Annotated in this window: 11 protein-coding genes and 1 riboswitch; of the genes, 3 read left to right on the forward strand and 8 right to left on the reverse strand. The window is 52.0% G+C overall.

The features are described from left to right. Positions 1-29 precede the first annotated feature (29 nt). The 3 genes from CSR04_RS18210 to CSR04_RS18220 all read right to left on the reverse strand — a co-directional run bounded on the left by CSR04_RS18210 (position 30) and on the right by CSR04_RS18220 (position 5,571). Complete coding sequence (locus tag CSR04_RS18210; RefSeq protein ID WP_102797758.1) at positions 30-1,532, reverse strand: tryptophan halogenase family protein; 1,503 nt, start codon at positions 1,530-1,532, stop codon at positions 30-32. Positions 1,533-1,634: 102 nt separating this feature from the next. Next, a complete protein-coding gene (locus tag CSR04_RS18215) occupies positions 1,635-4,889 on the reverse strand; it encodes a TonB-dependent receptor (protein ID WP_102797759.1) in 3,255 nt (1,084 codons plus the stop codon). Positions 4,890-5,328: 439 nt separating this feature from the next. Continuing rightward, positions 5,329-5,571 (reverse strand): hypothetical protein, encoded by a 243-nt coding sequence (locus CSR04_RS18220; RefSeq protein ID WP_102797760.1) that lies wholly within the window; start codon positions 5,569-5,571, stop codon positions 5,329-5,331. Positions 5,572-5,698: 127 nt separating this feature from the next. Beyond that, positions 5,699-5,807, forward strand: a riboswitch (yybP-ykoY riboswitch). Between the two features lie 84 nt (positions 5,808-5,891). On the opposite strand from CSR04_RS18220, the gene CSR04_RS18225 reads away from it, so the two are divergent. Further along, positions 5,892-6,443, forward strand: a complete 552-nt coding sequence (locus tag CSR04_RS18225) for a TMEM165/GDT1 family protein (RefSeq protein WP_102797910.1) — start codon at positions 5,892-5,894, stop codon at positions 6,441-6,443. Positions 6,444-6,479: 36 nt separating this feature from the next. Here the strand turns inward: CSR04_RS18225 and CSR04_RS18230 are convergent, their stop codons facing one another. The 3 genes from CSR04_RS18230 to CSR04_RS18240 are packed head-to-tail and all read right to left on the reverse strand — an operon-like array spanning position 6,480 to position 11,399. Next, positions 6,480-8,900 carry a glycoside hydrolase family 3 N-terminal domain-containing protein gene (locus CSR04_RS18230; RefSeq protein WP_102797761.1) on the reverse strand — a complete coding sequence of 807 codons (2,421 nt, stop codon included), beginning with the start codon at positions 8,898-8,900 and terminating at the stop codon, positions 6,480-6,482. A gap of 2 nt (positions 8,901-8,902) precedes the next feature. After that, the gene (locus CSR04_RS18235) at positions 8,903-9,913 is read right to left on the reverse strand and encodes a glycoside hydrolase family 43 protein (protein ID WP_102797762.1); all 1,011 of its coding nucleotides are present in this window, start codon (positions 9,911-9,913) and stop codon (positions 8,903-8,905) included. A 16-nt stretch (positions 9,914-9,929) separates the two neighbouring features. Continuing rightward, positions 9,930-11,399 carry an MFS transporter gene (locus tag CSR04_RS18240; RefSeq protein ID WP_102797763.1) on the reverse strand — a complete coding sequence of 490 codons (1,470 nt, stop codon included), beginning with the start codon at positions 11,397-11,399 and terminating at the stop codon, positions 9,930-9,932. A gap of 217 nt (positions 11,400-11,616) precedes the next feature. Here CSR04_RS18240 and CSR04_RS18245 point away from each other — a divergent pair, with 217 nt between their 5' ends. Next, positions 11,617-13,032, forward strand: coding sequence for a sugar porter family MFS transporter (locus CSR04_RS18245; protein WP_102797911.1), 1,416 nt, complete (start codon positions 11,617-11,619; stop codon positions 13,030-13,032). 541 nt (positions 13,033-13,573) lie between these two features. Further along, entirely contained in the window at positions 13,574-14,506 is a 933-nt protein-coding gene (locus CSR04_RS18250; RefSeq protein ID WP_102797764.1) for an aldose epimerase family protein, read from the forward strand. Between the two features lie 92 nt (positions 14,507-14,598). Here CSR04_RS18250 and CSR04_RS18255 read toward each other — a convergent pair whose 3' ends face one another. Together CSR04_RS18255 and xylA are read right to left on the reverse strand one after the other, a co-directional pair. Beyond that, positions 14,599-15,000, reverse strand: a complete 402-nt coding sequence (locus CSR04_RS18255; RefSeq protein ID WP_102797765.1) for a hypothetical protein — start codon at positions 14,998-15,000, stop codon at positions 14,599-14,601. A 349-nt stretch (positions 15,001-15,349) separates the two neighbouring features. Continuing rightward, positions 15,350-16,669: a xylose isomerase gene (xylA, locus tag CSR04_RS18260; RefSeq protein WP_102797766.1), complete on the reverse strand. Its 1,320-nt coding sequence runs from the start codon at positions 16,667-16,669 to the stop codon at positions 15,350-15,352. Between the last annotated feature and the right edge of the window lie 76 nt (positions 16,670-16,745).

Genomic DNA, 16,745 nt, shown 5'->3' on the forward strand with positions numbered 1-16,745 from the left:
TGCCTGATTCACCCTTTGCCTGAAGTTTGTCAGCGAGCCGGACAATGGGTCTGAAGGTAGTCATGGTGGCTTGGCATTTTTTGCACCTCTGCGCGGATCTGCTGCCGGTTTTCATCAAGCAATCTGGCCAGATCCTGACGGTTAAAGGCATCCAGCAAGGGGTGGTATTTGTTGGGGCGAATCTTCATACCTTCTAAAATGGCGTACCAACTGTCGCTGCTAAAGAACTGGCCGCTGCTATGCGGTATTTGCCCGCGCTGCTTAAACAAGGCTATCTTGCTGGCCAGGGTCTCTGGCACCGGCATATCCTTACACCAGCGCCATAAGGCACTGTCCTGTCGTTTGGAGGTGCAGTAATGCAGAATAATAAAATCGCGGATTTCCTGATAATCCTGGTCAATTTTCAGATTGAAACCGTCTTGCACTTCCTGGTCGAAATCCCTATCGGGAAAGTGCTGAATAAAGTGCACCAGGGTTTTATACACCAGGTGAATAGCAGTGGACTCCAGCGGCTCTAAAAATCCCCCGGCCAGCCCCAGGGCCAAACAGTTCTGCTGCCATAGTTTATTGCGCTTACCTGTTACAAAGGGTATCACGCTGGGCTGATTCAGGACTTTTCCGGTTACCGTGCTAAGCAAGGTATCCTTGGCTTCCTCGTCGCTGCAGAATTGGCTGGCATATACATAGCCGTTGCCGGTTCTGTGCTGCAGGGGAATGGCCCAGCTCCAGCCAGCCTGACGGGCCGTTGCCACAGTATAAGGTACCGGTGGCGCCTGATTTTCCGTTTGTATGGTCACGGCGCGATTGCAAGGCAGGTAGTGGGACCAGTCCTGATAGCCCACCTGCAGGGCCTGCTCGATAAGCAGTCCCTTAAACCCCGTGCAGTCGATAAAAAAATCGCTGCTAAGATTGCTGCCGTCATCCAGGGTCAGGCTTTGAATAAAGGACCTTTGGTCAACTATCACCTCTTTGACGGTGGCTTCGATTCGATTAACGCCGCGTGTCAGGCAAAGCTGGCGCAAAAAACGGGCAAGCTGAATGGCATCCAGATGCAGGGCGTGAGCATAGCTGGCTTGTACCCAGTTATTGGGATGCTGGGGACGCAGCATAAAACGCTGCTGCTCGGCCATAGTGGCTGCCGGGGAATAATCCAGCCAGTTTGAATCCTGGCCATCTGCTAATGATTTCAACCAGGCCTGATAAAAATCAAAGCCATTAATATCTTTACCGGTGCGACCAAATGGGTGGAAAAATTCCTCGCCAGGAACGGACCAGTCTGCAAAGCGAATACCCAGTTTAAAACTGGCGGATGTGGCCTGAATCAGGTCCTTCAGATTAATCTGACTGGCTTGGATAAAATCCATGATGGACGGCACGGTGGACTCGCCCACCCCGATACTGGCGATATCGGCGGACTCCACCAAGGTTAATTTTATGCCGCTGCCCCGTAACACATTGGAAAGCAAGGTCGCAGCCATCCAGCCAGCGGTGCCGCCACCGACAATACAGATGGATCTTAAGGCGTTTTGCATAATTCAACCATAGTGATACTCGCCTTTGCAATTACAGGCCTTAGAATGAAACAAACTGCGCAGTATTGCTACTGCGCAGTTTATATGGGCCAGGACCTGTTATCAGAAGGTGGCGCGCACAGTCAATGCATAGCGGCGGTCTGTGGTAAAGGTGAAGGCATCGGTTAGCTTACCGGCCTGATTCTGCTGGTACTGTGTTTCCGTATCGGTACCCAGCACATTACTGACCTGCAAACCCACTTTGACGTTTTCATTAATGGTATAGAACAGGCTCGCATCCATCATACCTTGTGCCTTGGAGTAAGCCGGTACAAACTCTTCAGACTCGCGCAAGGTCAGCAAGTATTCAGAACGCCATGTGTAGGCAAGACGGAAGGCAATATCGTCCTTCTCGTACATACCGACAATATTCAGGTTCTGGTCCGAATACCCCTGCAACGGCAAGCCGGTGAACTGCCTGAAGGTATTGCGATTGTCACTGATGGGCACACCTGCACCATTGAATTGAATGGCTTGAGTCGGGTTGGTGTTGGGGTCTTCCAGGCCGTCCTGATCAATATAGGTGTAGTTAAATTGCAGGCCTAAACCACTCCAGATCCCCGGCAACATGTCGTAAAACTGCGAGTAGGAAAGCTCTGCACCGCGGATTGTACCTGAGCCTGTGTTATCCGGGCCGTAAGCCGATACAGGATAGCTGGTACCGTCTACATCAATCTCCGTAGAAAATTGTCTGTTGCGGATAATGTTGGACAGTTTTTTGTGGAACAGTCCGAAGGTTAATGAACCCGCCGGGGCAAAATACCATTCAGCGGTCAAATCCAGATTGACCGACTCTTCCGGTTCAAGGAAGGCGTTGCGGGCATTGGCACTGATTTCGATATTGGTCAGATCAACCGTAGGGTTGGTTGTTTCGTCCTTGGCCTCGTTGGGGTTCTGATACACCTCTTCGTAGTCCAGGCTGACCACCATTTTATTAGCCGCGTCCACCAGACTTGGGTAATACAAGCCCTTGGATGCACCGAAACGCAACACCACATCATCAGACAGACCAAAACTTAAGTTCAAGCTGGGCAGCACGGTGGTGTAATCGGTGCCCTTAATGGTACTGGCAAAAGACTCACCCGATGCCAGCGCGAAGATGCTGGGATACTGGTTCAGCATCACCTGATAAAGGGAGCCTGTTTCATCGGTACCGCGTCTGGAAGTGGCGGGTAAGTTGATGCCACCAGTGGATTCCAACTGATAATTGACATAGCGCAGGCCGAAGTTACCTTTAACCGGGATATCAGACACTTCAATGTCAAAATTGGCGCGAGCATAAACTTCTGTGCGATCGGTCTTACTTGAACTGATATGACGGGGAGCAAAATGGCTGTGTACACGGTCGGCTAAGTCTTCATAGGGCAGGGCGCAACCACCGCTGCCGTCCATTGCGTTGCCTTGTGCACTCCAGGTGCCGCAACCGTCTCGCAGGGTTTGCTCATAATTCTGCGCCAAATCCATACGTGGGAACAGGAAGCTGTTGTTTGCGCCAATCAGCGTATTGCCGTTGTAGTGATCGGCAAAGCTGATACGGTCATACAGTTCGGGTACCACCTGGGGTGACGCGTTATAAGAAGCCTGCGCATTCCAGGGTGTACCCAATGCCTGCCAGCCTTCATAATCGGTATTGCGGACCGTCAGCTCTTTCTCTGAATAGTAAACACCGCCCATCACTGAGGTGAACGCGCCGTCCAATTCGTATTTGAAATCCAGTTGATAGGTATCAGCATTTGCTTCGTTATGCTCTTCCTGTTGCATACCACTGGCAATACGCAAGATTGGGTTGGTATCCGCTTCAACATCGGGTGGCGTTGATGTATTGGGGTTCAAAAATTCGATGGTGGGGCTGGAACCGCGCAAATCCAGGAAGAACGGAGCATGCTCCTGAGTCTGGTTACCATTAATCCGCGAGGTTACCGAGTTGTTGTGAACAATCTGCTCGGAGTCCACATGTTGATAATCTGCTGTGACAGTCAAGCGGTCCGTGGCTTTAAACTTTATATTGAATGAGGTGTCTTTGACCGTGCTTTCATTAAAGTTATAGCGGGAGCGGAACTGCAGCGGCAGCTCAGGTTCATTGGAACGGCCAACACCTGAGGTCAGATAACCGTTTTCATCCACTGTTAATGGATGGCCTTCGTCACTGCCATCAAACCATTGAATGGCATTGGGCGCATAAGGCAGGAAGCCACGGTCGCCAGATGCGATTACATACTCACGCCATTCCAACGAGGCTTTGGAATTGATGTGCTCTAAAGTGGCGGTAATTCTTTCGTCGGTACTTTGCCATTGCAACGAGGCGGTAAAGCCCTGACGCTTACGATCGTTTTCGGCGGACGCCATAGTGTAACTGGCCGGTGCATACCAGGTCACGCCATCGGGTTGGCCTTCCAGAGCCTGTCCCTCAAATTCGGGAACATATTCAGCCTGGTCTGCGTCGGTGTATTGTACCGTATCTTCAAACCCGTCACCGCAGGCGCGCCAGTCGGACGCACCGGGAATACAAGGGTTGGAATACATACCTGCTACCACGCCAGGGCTGGGCGTGCCCCATTCGTCATAGGAAAAGGTGTCAACCGGGCCCCGGCTATGATAGTTGCCAAGGCCAAAACCGTCGCCGCGGGTTCTGTATTCTGAATCTGACGCCGCTACCAACAAGCCGAACTTGCCTGAATCGGTGTCCCAGTTATCCGAGAACAGCGCGCTAAATGATGGGGTGGTTTCTTCGCGATAGTCACCGTAATTGGCCTGGGCACTGATTGCCAGCAGGCGATTGTCAGAATCAAAGGGTTTGCGGGTAACCAGGTTAACAGTACCCGATATGCCACCAGAAATAAGATCAGCTGTTTGGTTTTTTACCACTTCGACAGCGCCTAACAGTTCCGCTGGAAAATCCTCATAACTGAGTCCACCGTAAGGGTTGGCACTGAAGCTGTCACGGCCATTGATTTCACTGCGCACCCGGTCCAGGCCGCGCACCAGTACGCTGGTACCTTCATCGGCATAATGCTTAGGATCATCAGATGCGGCGAAGCGCTCAATGGTCACACCTGGGACGCGTTGCAGCGCTTCTGTGACTGAGCGGTCCGGCAGGGCGCCGATATCTGTGGCGGTAATCGCATCTTTAACGGTATCGGCATACCGTTTAAGGCTTTGTGCCGTTTCAATGCTCTGGCGAATGCCTCGAACTTCAATCACTTCCGTAGACTCATTAGCGCTCTGATCTTCCGTGACCGGCTCCTGTGCCACCACTGGTATAGTGAGTGCACAAGACATGGCAATAACCAGATACTTCTTCTTAAATCTACTAGACATGTTCAACCCTCGGTATTTTTACGTAAACCAAGCTACCTGGCGATAGCTTCGGTTTGGTTTTCTATTTGTACATAGCGACAAATAACTTTTAATTATTGGTAAAAATCAACATGCACAGAGCATCAAAACATCAGAACCTTTTGGCAAAACTGCCGATTCTATTTGCTGCAACAGCACCACTTGCTCAACAACAACGCCACGTTGAGCTGTGCGGCAATCGCACCTGTTGAAGCCACATTAAGAAATGTGAATTAATGGTAAAAAATAACAAATAAATATTAACTTTACTGGTTATATATCACATTGACAGCGTTGTCAATTTCGCCTGGACGATATAAAAAAGCATGAACCCAAGCTTGGTCCTATGCAGTGTAAGATGGCCTTATTGAGCGGGATGAGTATGAAATGCCAAGTATTTTTCACATTTCAGAGCAGGGCATCACTTAACCAATCGGGGGATTGGCTTGTCTGTTTCGCGTTTCATTAACAAAAAGGTCAGATACATCTTGGTTGGCAGAGATAACGCCATGCCAATCGCTACCAGCGTGGCACTGACAATAATGCCAGCAATCCCAAGGTTGGCCATGGTCTCGCTAAAGTGCAGCACTGTACCCAGCGCTATCATGGTCAGCCCAGTGAGCATCAGCAGCCTGAGTAACTTGATCAAATTTTGGTCTGACATATTTAGCTCCGACAGATTTTGCCTTTATCGATAGTTTATGCCGATGCTTTTGCGACCCTTTGATCCAGGTCAGAAAATACCCAACCCGCAAATAGGTTTGGATGAATTTAACTTCTATGCTACGCTCGCGACCGTCTTGGGGGAGTAGCCCGCCTGCCAGCTATGGCAGGTAAGTTTGTCAACATAGTCAGGCAGCAGCCTGTGGCAAATTTGTATCCGTGCATGGTGTGGATATCGGCGAGACCTGAGGCAAATGGCCATCCCATTGGCGGGAGATGGTTGTTTGCCTTTGGTTTAAAATCCCGCCTGAGACCAGTTCAATGGATGCATTCCTTACTTCTACTGCCGTGGTGGCTATCGCGGAAATGGGCGATAAGACCCAGCTACTGTCCCTGCTGCTGGCAGCCAAGTTTCGCAACAAAATGGCAATTGTCCTCGGTATTCTTGTTGCCACTTTACTTAATCATGCCGCATCAGCCTGGCTTGGTGCCTGGCTGGTAGGCTTTGTCAGTTCATCGGTGGGTCACTGGTTGTTGGCTGGCAGTTTTATTCTGGTAGGGCTATGGCTGTTGGTACCAGACAAAGAAGAAGCCATTGGCAGCCGCTTTGATCAGTATGGCGCTTTTGTTGTTTCATTGGTGCTGTTTTTCCTGGCGGAAATCGGCGATAAAACCCAGGTGGCCACGGTCTTGCTGGCTGCGGAATTTAAATCCGTCGTTTGGGTCACTGCTGGTACCACCTTGGGGATGCTGGTCGCCAATGTGCCAGTGATTTATCTGGGGGCCAGGCTGATGGAGAAAATCCCTTTTCAACTCACTCGCTGGCTGGCCGCCGCTTTGTTTATCCTGATGGGCGGGCTGGCCCTGCTATAAGATCTGTTACAGGGCGTTTAGCGCTGTTTAAAAGAGTTAGTAGCTTACCTCTGCCCGGCTCAGGTAAGCCTTATTGGCACTGACGTCGGTGGTGTCGCCCTGGATACGAAATAAATCCTGCAGTCGAATATCCGCCGACGAGCTGCCAATCATCAGTCTGATGTCGCCTGGCTCTACCACCCAGCGCATGTGGTTATCAAAAAATGCCAGCAGATTCACCGGTAGCTCAAAACTTACATGGGCTTGCTGACCAGGTTGCAGGGCAACCCGCTGAAAGCCCTTCAATTCCTTTACCGGCCGGGTGGCGCTGGCTACCGGGTCCTGGATATATAGCTGCACCACCTCGGTTGCCGTGTATTGACCGCTGTTTTTCAGGGTGAAACGGACCTTGATATGGCCATTCGCTTTGGCATGGCTGGCGTCAAGTTGCAGATCTGTATACTCAAATTGGCTGTAACTCAGGCCATGCCCGAATGGATAAAGTGGGGTGATATCATCAAATAAGTAACCCCGTTTGGCTGACGCCTTATGATTGTAATAACTGGGAATATGACCGGCACTGCGCGGGAACGTCAGCGGCAATTTGCCACTTGGGCTGACATCCCCCATCAGCACGTTGGCTATGGCGGAACCGGTTTCCTGGCCCAGATACCAGGCCTCAATAATGGCTGGCATGTCCTCAGCCAGTGCGCCTAAGGCCAGCGGTCTGCCATTGGTCAGCACCAGTACCACGGGTTTGCCGGTGGCCAGTATCGCCCTGGCCAGTGCCACCTGATTGCCCACCAGTTGCAGACTGGTGCGATCGCCCAGATGACTGTTTGCCCAGGCTTCTCTGGACAGCGCTTCGTTTTCACCCAGCACCAGTACCACTGCATCGGCACGCTTTGCCAGCGCCACTGCTTCGGTCAGTAAGCGTTGATTGTGCTGCGGTTCGCCTAACACCACGTTATCCTCATTCCAGCGCTGCATCGAAAAGCTGTTGGCCTGCTGGCTGCGCTGGTCAGGGCTGAACTGGTCCCGGGTTAATTCGGTGCCAGGAGCATAGTCTACCCGTACCTGACCTTTAAGCTTATCGCGCAGACCCGCCACAATACTCACTGTTTGTTTAGGAATGCTGCTGTAACCGCCAAGCAGGGTTTCGTTTGCATGCGGACCTATCACTGCCAGGGACCTGAGCTTGCCAGCATCCAGCGGCAGCAAACCGTCGTTTTTCAGTAAAACCATAGACTTTTCCGCCACCTGGCGGGCAAATTCACGCTGGGCAGGGGCGCCGACTAAGGCATCGGCCTGACTGGCATCCACAAATGGCTGCTCAAACAACCCCAGTCTGAATTTCATCGTCAGTACCCGGCGTACGGCTCTGTCTATCAGTGCTTCCTGCAACTGGCCACTTTGCACCAGTTTGACTAAATGTACGAAGGTTTGACGATCCGGGGTTTCCATATCCACACCTGAACTCAGGGCGGCTATGGCGGCCTGAGCGTCATCCTGATACAGGCTGTGGCGACTCACCAGTTCGGCGATAGCGTAGTAGTCGCTGACGACCACACCATCAAAACCCCATTCGTCTCGCACTATGTCCTGCAGCAGTGGCTGGTTGACGTGGGAGGGGATACCGTCAATTTCATTGTAGGACGCCATGATGCTGCCAGCTCTGGCCAGTTTGACCGCGGCTTCAAAAGGCGGCAGAAAGATTTCATGCAGTTCCCGTTTGCCTATATGTGCCGGGGCTATATTCACGCCTGCCTGGGGCTGACCATGGCCGGTCAGATGTTTCAAGGTGGCGACAACCTTATCCGCGGCAAACTGCGTGCTGTTGGGCTCGCCCTGAAAACCTTTGACCCCCGCAACCCCCATGGCGGTCATCAGATAAGGGTCTTCACCCATGGTTTCTTCAATGCGGCCCCAGCGTGGATCGCGGGCAATATCCAATATCGGCGTCAACGCCCAGTGTCCGCCGGTCGCACGCATTTCGCTGGCGGCCAGGGCATAGATATCGTGCATATCCTGTGGCGACCAACTACTGGCCAGGGCAATAGCCTGGGGGAAACTGGTGGCATTAAAGGCCACATAGCCATGCAGGGCCTCTTCATGCATCAGGGCGGGGATGGCTAATCTGGTGTTTTCCTTTAGCCAGCGCTGGGCGGCGTTATTAAATTCGGCGGTCTGACGCGGGGTTTTAAATTCACTGGGACGGCCAATATGGCCAATGCCCAGGGGCATAATGTCGGCGGCTTTGTTTGGCAAAAAACGTTGCTCTGTATCTTCCATGTCGCGGCGCTGATGCCAGATGGTTTGCAGTTGCGCGGCTTTTTCTTCCAGTGTCATACGGCCCAGCAAGTCTTCTACGCGCTTTTCTATCGCAAGATCAGGATTCTGATAGGGCCAAGGTTGCGCCCAGGACGACAAGGCAAACAGTGAAAGTCCCACTCCGGTAACCACTTTACATACTCGCATTGTCACTCCTTATAAGGTTGCAGAGTCTGGATTCGGCCCTGCTCGTCGTAAGTTAATTCGGCCATTTTGACCGAGCGCAAGTGGGTGATGCCTTCGGATAAACTGGAATCGTGGTAAAACAAATACCACTTGCCGTCGACTTCGCAGATAGAATGATGCGTGGTCCACCCCACTACCGGCTCCAGAATCCTGCCCTGATAGACAAATGGGCCGTATGGGCTGTCGCCTGTGGCGTAGCAGATAAAATGGCTGTCGCCGGTGGAGTAAGAAAAATAGTACTTGCCCTGGTATTTATGCAGCCAGGACGCTTCAAAAAAACGCCGCTGGTTGTCTGCGGCCTGCAGCAACTGCCCCTGCTCATCAAGCAACTGGATCTGCTGTGGTGTTTGGGCAAATTCCAGCATGTTTTCACTTAGGCGCGCCACCATCGGTCCCAATGCCGGCTCATGCGCCAAAGGCTCGGCAAAGGCCGGATCGTACTGACAATCGCGGTAATGCTGCAGTTGCCCGCCCCAAATACCGCCGAAATACAGGTAGTATTGCCCGTCGTCATCGGCGAAAACTGCCGGATCAATGGAGAAACTTCCGGCTATAGGTTGCGGCTGCGCCTTAAAGGGCCCGGCAGGGGAATCCCCCGTTGCTACGCCAATCTGAAAGCGCCCCTGTGCATTACGGGCCGGAAAGTAGAAGTAATAGGTGCCGTTCTTATACGCCGCATCAGGTGCCCACATTTGCCGCTCAGCCCAGGGCACGTCCTTTATATGCAGGGCCACACCGTGATCTGTGACCTGACCGCCCGGTTTGTCTAAAGACAATACATGGTAATCCTGCATGGCAAAGTGGTCGCCGTTGTCGTTAAACGCAATTCCGGCATCAATGTCATGAGACGGGTAAATATAGATGCGGCCATTAAACACATGGGCAGACGGATCTGCGGTATAAATATGCTCTACCAGTGGCTGGGACAACGCTTTGGCGCGCAGTTGTTTATAGTCGATGGATTGTTCTGACATACCTGCTCCTGTCTTGTTACTGGCTCTGCAGTGCCTGGCGACGCTGGCTAAGTTCCAGCTCTATCTGGTGTTCACGTCGCTTATTAATTTCATAGCGGCTGACAATAACCACACCGACTAAAAAGGGCATAGCGGCAAACAGGCTGACCGACAATTTGATCCCTTCAATGGTCTCAGGGGCCTGTATGGTCAGGGCAGCACTGTAGTCATAATGGGCTAAAATGGCCGCCACCAGTGCGCCGCCAATGCTCAGACCCAGTTTCAGTCCAAAGATCATGGCGGAAAAGATGATCGCGGTGGCACGGCGGTGATTCTTCCATTCTGAATAGTCTGCCACATCGGCAATCATGGCCCAAAGCAGGGGAATGGTGATGCCGTAGAAAAAGCCGTGCAGAATCTGCGCCAGAAACACTAAACCGATGGCGTCGGCTGGCAGCAGATAAAACACCAGAATAAACAGCGTGGAGATAAACAGTGCTACGGCAAAGACATCCCGTTTGCCGAAGCGGTCTGCCAGCGGTTTGGAAAAACCAATACCGACAATCATCAATAAAATACCACCTGCATTAAACAGGCTGAAGCCTGAGGTGGCCGCATCTTCAGGCCAGTGAAACGCGTTCAGCCCGATACTGGTCAACAGACTATTCAGGCCAGCGATAAACTGATTAAAGCCAATATCCTGCAGAAACGCGGCTATCTGCGCTGCATGCAGATAATTCTCGAAGTAATAAACGTACATGCCGCCTTTCAGGGACAAGGTGACAAACACCAGGACAGTCAGAATCAGCATGATGGCCCAGGGCCGGTTACGCAACAGGTCGCGCAGATCCTGAGTTATGCTGGAATGGCCCTCAGTCACTGTTATTACCCGTTCTTTTGTGGTGATAAAGGTGATTAGAAAAAACACGATGCCCACCACAGAAAATATCGTCATGGTGTTTTTAAAGCCCAGGGCTTTGTCACCGTCCCCCAGAATCAATACCAACGGCAGAAGCAGCGCCTGAATGATAAATTGTGCCACCATCACCGCCACAAAACGGTAGGCGGATAAACTGTTACGCTCAGCCATGCTGCCGGTAAGCACACCACTTAGGGCAGAGTAGGGCAGATTGTTGGCCGAATAGATAATCACCAACAGTACATAAGTGACAAAGGCGTAGACCAGCTTGCCGTCGGGGCCGAAGTCCGGGGTGGAAAACGCAGCCAGGGCAATCAGGCCAAATGGCACTGCCGTCCACAGCACCCAGGGGCGAAATTTACCAAAACGGGTTTGGGTGCGATCGGCTATCAGGCCCATCAATGGATTAAAAAATGCACCGATCAGGCCGCCGATAAAGATAATGCTGGCAGCCTGGGCGGGTGGAATTTGATACACGTCGGTGTAAAAAAACGCCAGAAACGTCATAAGAGTCTGGAAAATCAGGTTGGCAGCTAAATCTCCCAGGCTGTATCCCACCTTCTCGGTAATGGTCAAAGTTTGCGACATGTTGTTCCGCTTTTGTGTTTTTTAGCTATCTGGTCACCTCTTGGGGTGACGCTGTGGCCCCACCATACCAGCGAAAGTCTGGCTGGTGGTTAACGGAATGTGAGTGCAGCTTTATTATTTTTAACAAACCGGGTGCGTCAATGATGCGGTGGCCGTATGCTGGGTTAAAACCTCAGCAAACTGCTTTTCAACAGAGGAACTCAAGTTGGACCAAGTGATGGACAAAGCCCTGAGCCCGGCTCAGGAAGAAAACCGCTTCTTTATTGCTTTTATCAGTATTGTTGCCACTATTGGCGGCTTTTTGTTTGGCTTTGACAGTGGCGTCATTAACGGCACCGTTGATGGCCTGCAAATGGCCTTTAATTCCCAAAGCATTGGCACCGGCTTTAATGTGTCCAGTATGTTGCTGGGGTGCGCGGTGGGGGCCTTCTTTGCCGGTCGGCTGGCAGACCGCTTTGGGCGCCGCGCACTGCTGCTGGTGTCTGCGGTGCTGTTTATTATCAGCGCCTGGGGTTCAGGAATTGCTGCAACGTCAGGGGAGTTTGTGGTTTACCGGGTGCTGGGTGGACTGGCCGTGGGCGCAGCATCGGTAATGGCGCCGGCCTATATTTCTGAAGTGGCACCGGCCCGCTACCGGGGCATGCTCACCACAGTCCAGCAGATTGCCATTATCAGTGGCTTGTTTGCGGCTTTTTTAAGTAACTATATTCTGGCCGCCAGTGCCGGTGCTTCCACCAGTGAATTGTGGATGAAGTATGCGGCCTGGCGCTGGATGTTTTGGATTGAACTGTTCCCGGCGTTGTTATTTCTGCTGATGCTGTTGTTTATTCCAGAAAGCCCGCGCTTTTTAGTGGTTAAAGGGCGTCGTGAGCAGGCCCTGGCGGTGCTTGCACGCCTGTATGGTGACACCGTAGCGCGTCGCAAGGTAGAGGAAATCGACCAGTCCCTGGCCAAGGACCACCACAGACCCCGTATGCGTGATCTTATCGACAAGCACAGTGGTAAGGTGCGCAAGATTGTTTGGGTCGGCATAGGCCTTGCGACTTTTCAGCAACTGGTGGGTATTAACGTGGTGTTTTACTACGGTGCAGTGCTGTGGCAGGCGGTGGGCTTTTCTGAGTCCGACGCTCTGCTGATCAATGTGATAAGTGGTGCGCTGTCCATAGGAGCCTGTGTGATCACCTTACTGGTGATTGATAAAATTGGCCGAAAGCCACTGCTGAAATGGGGCTCGGTGGGGATGGCTGTGACGCTGTCGCTGATGGTGCTGGCCTTTGCCAACGCCGGTCAGGATGAATCCGGCCGCCTGATTATGGGCGGTTGGGGCCCCTTGGCGTTATTCGCCGCCAACGCCTATGTGTTTTTCTTTAATATGTCCTGGGGCCCGGTGATGTGGGTGATGCTGGGAGAAATGTTCCCCAATCAGATCCGTGGCTCGGGTCTGGCCGTCAGTGGCCTGGCGCAGTGGGGCAGCAATTTCCTGATTACCATGACCTTCCCCATGTTACTGACCGGTATCGGCCTGGCCGGCGCTTATGGCCTGTATGCACTGGGGGCAGCCTTATCTGTGTGGTTTGTAATGAAGATGGTGCATGAAACCAAGGGCACTGAATTGGAGGATATGCAGGGCTGAGCTAGCGGCTGAGCTGGCCAGCTTAAGGCTGCCGCTGCAGTCTGGGGCGGCGGTGGCATCCACCACCGGGCCGCCTATCCGTGTGCAACTGCTGAGTGAACAAAGCGGTCTGCAAGCTGGCTGGGGGTATTGTTCAGATCGTTTTTACCGCAGAGCCGCAGAGGTCCCGGAGAAGAGCAGGGGGAATTTTCACTCTATGCCTTTGAAATCTCAGCGCACTCTGCTCCTCGGCGGCGAATTCTTCTTTTTAGTGCTATCAGCCCCTCAGTGCATATAAGACCTTCGTGGTGGAGAGACAAACAGACCACAAAGCGCGTAAAAGTAATCACCGCAGAGCCGCAGAGGTCACGGAGAAGAGCAGGGTAATTTTCACTCCATGCCTTTGAAATCTCAGCGCTCTCTGCGCCTCTGCGGTGAATATCTGTATTTCGTCGTCGAGTTCTGAATGTTTGTGGCGAAATTCCATAACGACCAAGTCAACAATCGCACTTTAAAACCAGGTGTCTGGCTTTTAGGCTGATATTTATTTGCCGGACTTTCTATGTCAGTTAAGGTTTTCCGCTTAGCCAACCGGGTCGGCGACGCGGTAGCGATTTTGGATTGGGGCGCACGTTTACATAGCTGGTCAACCCGACTTGGCAGCGGCAGACGTGACATCGTATTGGGGTACACTGATGTTCAGCATTATCAAAACGACCCTTATCATTTAGGTGCGCTGGTGGGGCCCTATGCCAACCGTATTGGCGGCGGCCGCCTTAAGATTGCGTCACAGACTTACCAGCTACAGCAGAACGAAGGAGCGAATCACCTGCATGGCGGGGCTAAAGGGCTGCATCATGTGCAATGGCAGTGTCTTGAAGAGAGTGACACTCATGTTGTACTGCAATATCAACAACAGGACGGGGAAGGCGGCTATCCTGGTCCGGTTACCTATCAACTGGAGTTTGAACTGGACAATCACAGCCGACTTTGGCTGAGCATCCAGGCAGAAGTCGCGCAAATCAGCCTGATTGGCCCGACCTTGCACCCTTATTTTAATTTGTCCGCTGATTTTGGCAGGGTGGACGGCCATCATCTGCAAATCCATGCAGAGCATTTTGCGGTGGTTGATGCACAGGGCATTCCCACGGGTGAACTGCGCAGTGTTAAAGGCAGCAACTTCGACTTTCGATATCCCAGGCAGATTGCTGGCACCGTGGTGGATCACAACTTTGTGGTCGGCGGCAGCCTTAAGCAACCGGCAGCCAGCTTAACCAGCCCGGATCAGCGACTGCAACTGTCGGTAAGTGCGGATTATCCGGGGTTGCAGTTTTATACCGGCGAGCATCTTGGCACCCCCTTTATACCCCGCCAGGGGCTATGCCTGGAGCCACAATTTTTTCCTGACTCGCCCAATCAGATAGGCTTTCCATTTCACTTCAGTCAGCCGCACAAGCCATTTGCCGCGACGTTGTGCTACCAGTTAGATAAATAGCGGCAGTGGGTTTATGCCTTTGCCAGATGCATGGAAGCGTTATTGCTGATGCCTGCCACAAACCTGCAAGTCCGGTGCGTATTGATTGCGTACTATCCAACTGATGGGAGTTCGAAGGTAAAGCCCTTTTGATTCAGCCAGCTAACGGCCTTGTCAATACTGGCGGTGTAAAGCTGTGATGCCTGATCATAGCTGGAGACGTCGGCTACCAGGCGGCGCTGCATTTCCAGTTTGCAGACCGTGGCTTCATGGGTTTGATTATGGGCCAGACACCATTGGTAGATTTGGTCAAAGCCGCTGAGTGCCTCCATGGTTGGCATAATCCAATCACGCATATCCACCAATGCGGCCCAGGGTTGATGCTCTATGGGGGAGATTAATTCAGGTAGCTGCTGCATCACCTTGCTCACCACGGCACTGGACCAAACGCCAAATAGCCGCACATACAGAACCTGATTGATCACCTGCATTTGATAAGGAAGAGGATGCTGCATACCATGATTTATTTGTGTTTTTCTACACTATAACTGCAGGTTGAATGAATCCCAAGTATCGATTGTTTCGATATATTAAGCAGGCTTGTATTACAGATAAACTGCCAGGAAGTTGCTTATAGTCTTTACCGTTCATCCTGAACATCGCCGTTCCTGTTCATCCATGAACCCACGGAAGACGACCGCCAGGGATGGCGGAAGTGCAGATCACGCAGGAGCAGTTATCAGCCGACCGCCAGGGATGGCGGAAGTGACTAAAACGCAGGAGCAGCTTTTAGTCCCGTTCATCCTGAACATACCAGTGCCCGGTTGAGGCCGGGCATATAAAAAGCCGACAATACGCGTTACCTTAGCGGAACAGCACCAGATTAATCTGATTCTCCAGCCATTCCTGCCTTCCGCTAACGGGTTGCGGGTTAAACTCCTGTCCCAGCGCCAAGGATGCCAGGGACTCAAGACTATGCTCACCGCTTTGTATGGCTTTGCCCAAAGCGCTGTTCCAGCCACTGTAGCGGTTGGCCACAGCGTCGGCAAGAAAGTCTTTCTCCAGTAATAACGCCGCCTTTTTCAGGGCGATGGCCAGATGATCCATACCGCCGATATGGCCATGAAACAGGTCATATCTGTCCATACTCTGGCGGCGTAGTTTGGCATCAAAGTTAAAGCCACCTGTGGTGAATCCGCCGGATTTGAGGATTTCGTACATCACCAGGGTCAGCTCTTCCACACTGTTGGGAAACTGATCGGTATCCCAGCCATTTTGTGCATCACCGCGGTTGGCATCAATACTGCCGAAAATACCCAGCGAGATAGCCGTGGCCACTTCATGATGGAACGAATGGCCGGCCAGGGTGGCATGATTAGCTTCGATATTGACGCGAAATTCGTTTTCAATGCCATATTGCTTTAAAAAGCCATACACAGTGGCACTGTCATAGTCATACTGATGTTTGGTGGGCTCTTGCGGTTTGGGTTCAATCAGCAAGGTGCCTTTAAAGCCTATTTTATGTTTATGCTCTACCACCATTTGCATAAAGCGGCCGAGCTGTTCACGCTCCTGGCGTAAATCAGTATTCAGTAAGGTTTCGTACCCTTCGCGGCCTCCCCATAGCACGTAGTTTTCACCGCCCAGGCGATGGGTGGCGTTCATGGCATGAAATACCTGCGTGGCACCATAGCTGAACACCTCAGGATTGGGATTTGACGCACCGCCTGCCGCATAGCGCGGATTACTGAACAGGTTGGCGGTGCCCCACAGCAGTTTAGTGCCGGTCTCAGCCTGTTTTTGTTCCAGTACATCGACCATTTGTGCGAAGTTATTCACATACTCTTTGATGTTGCTGCCTTCTGGTGCGACATCGACATCATGAAAGCAGTAGTAAGGGATGGTCAGCTTGCTAAAAAATTCGAAAGCGATATCGGCCTTTTGTTTCGCTCTGGCCATAGGATCGCCTGCTTCCAGCCAGGGACGGTTAAAAGTACCGGCGCCGAACACGTCCTGTCCGTTCCAGCAGAAGTTATGCCAGTAGCAGGCCGCCAGACGCAGATGCTGGGCCATGCTTTTACCCAGCACCATTTGATTGGCGTTGTAGTGTTTAAACGCCAGCGGATTAGTACTGTCTGGCCCTTCGTAGGCGATCTGTTTAATTTGCTCGAAATATTGAGCCATGCTGCTCTCCCGTCAATTTTGATATGGGCATAGTGGCCAATCAGCCGCTATCCAACAATTATGTTTTTTCAGAGTT

Source organism: Bowmanella denitrificans, from assembly GCF_002887595.1.
GTDB classification, from domain to species: Bacteria; Pseudomonadota; Gammaproteobacteria; order Enterobacterales; family Alteromonadaceae; genus Bowmanella; species Bowmanella denitrificans.